Source organism: Nostoc sp. T09 (assembly GCF_002154695.1).
Classification (GTDB): Bacteria; Cyanobacteriota; Cyanobacteriia; order Cyanobacteriales; family Nostocaceae; genus Aulosira.
In genome coordinates this window covers 1-5,803 of the sequence record NZ_MTAV01000267.1, presented here as the reverse complement: position 1 = coordinate 5,803, position 5,803 = coordinate 1, and the positions used below count along the sequence as shown (strand labels likewise).

The 5,803-nt window shown below is 40.8% G+C and carries 1 protein-coding gene; it reads left to right on the top strand.

Features of this window, described 5'->3' with window-relative positions:
• Window positions 1-2,551: 2,551 nt before the first annotated feature.
• Window positions 2,552-5,803 (top strand): non-ribosomal peptide synthetase (locus BV372_RS34630; protein WP_218776813.1); only part of this gene is annotated, 3,252 nt, incomplete at its 3' end.

Genomic DNA, 5,803 nt, shown 5'->3' with positions numbered 1-5,803 from the left:
ATGTTCATGTTTTGGCTGATAAGTTGCGTCATTTTTTAGCTCTGGCTGCTCATCCTTAAAGCCTCAATCATTTGGATGCGGCTCTTGTCAAAAGATGGTGTATTCATAAAGATTAGAGGTCAGAGTGCTGGCTTAACTGACCTGTTCAAGGTTTAAAATTTGCTGAAAAATAACACAAGTCAGGAAACTCGTCCACCATTAAGCTGTTACGCAGCTAAATTTAATAAACAGCATTACCTTTATTTTTAATCTTGCACTCCCATTTAGTAATAAGACCACCTTTATTGAGCAATTTATTTAACAATTCTTCTAGCTGTGATACAGACTCGAACAATCTATGAGCTATATCCTAATACGGTTCAGTTAAGGACACGACTTACCGAAAATTAAGAAACAACGAACCAATAAGGGCGCAAAGAACACGTTCGCCATTGGGCGAAGCCCTTCCCGTAGGGTAGGCATTCCCGTACCCCTACGCTTAAGCAAGCTACGCGTAGTGTCTCCGCAGGAGAAGGGTAGTAATAAGATTTTCAGAGAGACTTTGCGCAAGTCCTGAAAGGTTTTTGGCGCTAACTGAACTGTATTGAGCTATATCCCCCTCTTCTGTGACTTTCCCTAGATAAAAAGATGTAACCCTTACCAGACAAGAGTTTTAGTCTAAAGCAATGATTATAGCAATGAAATTAGGAAATAAAGCCACAAACCTAATCCCAGTCAGGTTTTAAAAATTGAGTTCAATTTTTGTTTTCGGAGAGTGACAGAAGCAGGATACAGCGGATTACAACTTAGTGAACTACAGATCATAAGCCACAAACCCAGGCATCAAGCCTGTTTTACTTCTGAACTCTGGATTCTGACATCTTTATTCTGCTGTAGTCTATGCGAGGCAACACATTGCCGCTCTCACGTTAGAAGCTTAGATGGCAGTTGCTAGAAGTGAGGAACCGCAAGGATGTACTGCCTCGTCTATATATAGATGCGGATGCTTGCCACAGGGTGGCTTACCTATCAGGCTAATTATATTTATTCACATTTAATTCCTCATCAAAGTTTAACTTAATACAGCAATTAACTTCATATTAAACAGCTATTAAACAGCTAATAAATTTTAATACTTAAAGATTTTGTGAACTAACGCCAGCGCTCTTGTGGATTTCAGGCATTTATGCGAATCATTAATAAAGAACAGTGATAAGAAACTTTTTAAATGCTGACAACTTTATGAATATTGTTGTACCCGCTATAGTTTCTACACTTGCTTGAATTGGCATTAAGCTTTAGTTCTTGCCACTGATTGACAATTAGCTTTTATTATTTACCTTGGTTTTAAAAAGCTTAAGGTGTTAGTTGTGTGGGTTTCCCTATACAACTTTAATTCCATGACCACAAATTTAGATTAGCGCTATCGACTTTTTAGATGTACTCGCAATAAAGCCTTAATTTAACAAAGCGCTGCATTTTTACTGACGTACTGGCAAGAGATAAGATAACCAGAATAATTTGGTGAGATTTTGTGTGTTTAATTTTTTATGAGGTGTTTATTCAGATAATTTGAATAAAAAAGCTTTTAATTATTAGCGCAAAACACAAATTTACATAAATTATAAAATTGACTAATTTCTATAGGGCTTATCCGGCTTAATTCAAACAATAAAGTGGGTTAAGACCTATTTAAAGATGTCTGAATTTGCTTATCTGTTTTTGGTGTGTATTAAGTTAAACAGTATTTATAATCTTCCTATTTGATTTGTGAACTTACTCTTAGAGGTGAGAAACAAAAAATAAGGCAGGTAGATCTGTAGTTCATTTTTTAAAATTCAAACTGGGTTGCTAGAACTGTCAATTTGTTATGCTTAATAATGAGTTGCATAGTTACACCAAGTTATCTTAGTTCGATTTTATGCAACCAAATCAAATGGTAGAAACCATATTATTTGGTAAAAGTTCTCTCTAATTGCATAAACATTTTTTCTTCCCACCAATGATGAAATTGACAAAAATAAAACTACTGATATTTCAAGATTTCATTGTATCAATTAGGATTTCTCATAGATGGATCTAGTCCTAAAGCAGCCTGTTAATAAGACATTATATAAAAATTTGATATGCTTATAATAATGCATCTCAAATTTTTATAATATCCAAAAGGTATACTCCTTTGGTTATAATTACAAAACACAGCAGATGCCATAAAATTATCTCAATATATATCAAGAAAATAACTAAAGTTCTTGAAGATGGATGCTCATAAGTAAATTAAGAGTTTCCCATTAATTAAAAACTTAACTTAAGAAATTTTAAAAAAGTAGTTTTTTGGTATTTGAACAAAAGATTGCTCTTTTAAGTACTATTTTGCAGAAGACGCAAGCAAAAGATATATTATTAAGTTTTTCGGGAAACTCAAAAAACTGAATTGAGTTGGGTTTTGGCTGTTAGGCAGATATTAAATGAGCCAGACAATTTTACTTATCAAAAGTTATCGGTTAACTAGTTAACTAGAAAATATTTTGTTGATTGAAAGCAAAAAATTAACCAAACCAGGATGCAAAATATGGTCTTAAATTTCTTGGATAAAAGTAGTGCGATCGCACAGCATGAACTACAAATAATTCCTAAACTAACCAACAGAGATTTACTACCGTTGTCATTTGCGCAACAGAGGATGTGGTTTTGGAAGCAACTACAGCCAGGCAATTCTATTTATCACATAGCGCAAGCACTGCAATTACAAGGCGACCTCAACATTACAACGCTGCAACAATCATTGGATGCAATAGTTGCCCGTCACGAAACATTACGCACAAACTTTATGGTGCAAGATGGCAATCCAATCCAAGTGATTCAACCGCCTCGTGCGGTCGAACTACTGAAATTCAACCTTCAAGAGATACCAAACAGCGATCGCCCTGACCAAATCCAACAACTACTGCAACAGCAAATACAACGACCATTCGACTTCGCCAGCGACCTGATGATGCGTGGTTGCTTGCTACAACTCGACAAGCAAGAACATATCCTACTGTTGGTGATACACCACATTGCCAGTGATGGTTGGTCAATGAATATCGTTTGGCAAGAGTTGGCAGATTTATATTCAGCCTTTGTCAATGGACAACCCAACCCCCTAGTTGAATTGCCGATTCAGTATGCTGATTATGCTGTATGGCAACGTCAATGGCTAGAAGCAGAAGTCGAACAAATCCAACTCAACTATTGGCAGCAGCAACTAGCAGCTGCGCCACCAGTCCTAGAATTACCGACAGACCGTCCTCGTCCGCCAGTCCAGACATGCCAAGGTGCGGGGCAATCTTTCACTCTATCCCAAGATTTAAGCCAAGCACTGCAAACCCTGTCACGGCAAGAAGGCGCGACATTATTCATGACCTTGTTGGCAGCATTCCAGACTTTGCTATATCGCTACAGCCGACAAGAAGATATCTTAGTTGGTTCTGCGATCGCCTCACGCAACCATCAAGAAATTGAGGGGTTAATTGGCTTTTTTGTCAATACCCTAGTTATGCGTACCGATATGTCTGGTAATCCCAGTTTTCGGGAATTACTCCAGCAGGTGCGCCAGGTAGCATCTAGTGCTTATACACATCAAGACCTACCCTTTGAGAAACTAGTTGAACAACTGCAAATCGAGCACTCATTAAGCTATCACCCCTTATTCCAGGTGATGTTTATCCTGCAAAATACTCCCAGCCAAGATTTGCACTTGCCAGGATTAAGCGTTGTACCCCAAGAAATTGACACTGATAAGGCAGCATTTGACCTCACCTTGGAGATGTTAGAAACACCCACAGGTATCAAGGGCAAGATACAGTACAATACTGACTTGTTTGATGCTGCCACCATCGCGCGGATGATTGAGCATTTGCAAACCTTGTTGGCAGGGATTGTGGCTCAGCCAGAGCAAAATATCGCCACATTACCACTACTGACAGCTAGCGAACAGCATCAGCTTTTGCGGCAATGGAATGACACTCAAGTTGATTATCCCCAAGACCAATGCATCCATCTACTCTTTGAGCAACAGGTTGAGCGCACGCCCGATGCAGTAGCGGTACTCTTTCATAATCAACAATTGACCTATAGGGAATTGAACCAACGGGCAAATCAACTCGCACACTACTTACAAAGCTTAGGTGTAGGTCCCGAACTGCTTGTGGGTATCTGTGTCGAGCGTTCCCTAGAAATGGTAGTGGGAATGTTGGCTGTTCTCAAGGCGGGTGGTGCTTATGTGCCCTTAGATCCTGCTTATCCCCAAGAACGTTTGGCATTCATGATGTCCGATGCACAATTGCAGGTTTTGCTGACTCAACAACAGCTACTAACTGTTTTGCCTGAGCATCAAGCAACTGCAATTTGTTTAGATACAGACTGGGGAGAAATATCTCACTACCCACAGTCCCAGCCCGTAAGCAGCGTGCAGGTAAATAACCTAGCCTATATTATTTATACCTCTGGTTCTACAGGTAAGCCAAAAGGTGTCCTAGTCACGCATAAAGGACTATGTAGCTTAGCTTTGGCGCAAATTAAAAAATTTGATGTCCAGCCATCCAGTAGGATTCTTCAATTTGCTTCCTTTAGCTTTGATGCTTCGATTGCAGATGTTTTGATGGCATTGTGTACTGGTGCAAGGCTATGTCTGGCCAAAAAAGAAGTATTACTCCCAGGTGCTGATTTGATGCAAACCATCAATGAGTATCAAATTAGCCATGTAGCTCTACCTCCTTCTGCATTAGCTGCCATGCCAAATCAGCCACTTCCCAGCTTGCGAGTCATTATTGTAGCTGGAGAAGCCTGTGCAACTGAGTTAGCAGCACAATGGTCTTCGAGAGTACGCTTTTTCAACGCTTACGGTCCAACGGAATCCACTGTCTGCGCCACAATGGCAGAATATACTGATGCCAGCCAAAAGCTGACTCTTGGTCGTCCCATTGCGAATAGCCAAATTTATATTCTCGATGCTCATCTGCAACCCGTACCCATTGGTGTAGCAGGGGAGGTACATATTGGTGGTATAGGATTAGCGCGAGGTTATCTCAACCGCCCAGAACTAACCCGAGAAAAGTTTATACCTCATCCATTTGGTAGCGAAGCCGGAAGCCGTCTGTACAAAACCGGAGATTTAGCACGTTACTTGCCGGATGGAAACATAGAATTTTTAGGAAGGATTGACCACCAAGTAAAAATTCGTGGCTTCCGAATTGAATTAGGCGAAATTGAAGCCGCGATCGCTCAACATCCTCTTGTCCAACAAGCAGTGCTCATTGTTCGCGAAGATATTCCTGGCAACAAGCGCCTGGTAGCATATATCGTTGCTAAATCCCAGCCAGCACCGACCACAAGTGAATGGCGGAGCTTCCTGAAGCAGAGCTTACCAGAGTACATGATACCGAATGCGTATGTAGTCATAGAAACAGTACCATTAACACCGAATGGGAAAGTAGACCGCCGCGCCCTAAGAGCACCAGAGACAGCAAGCGTTAATTTAGCCACAAACTATGTAGCACCACGCACCACTACACAACAAGCCATCGCTGCCATCTGGTCGCAAGTGTTAGGAGTCGAAAAAATCGGCATCAACGACAACTTCTTCGAGTTGGGCGGACATTCCCTACTAGCAACCCAAGCCATCTCCCGCATCCGCCAAACCTTAACAGTAGAAATCGCCCTGCAATCACTATTTGCCCAACCGACAATCGCCCAGTTAGCGCAGTTCATCGAACAGCAAGCTCAAAACACACAGCAATTACAGCAAATACCCAAAGCCAACCGCACCTCACTACCCCTATCA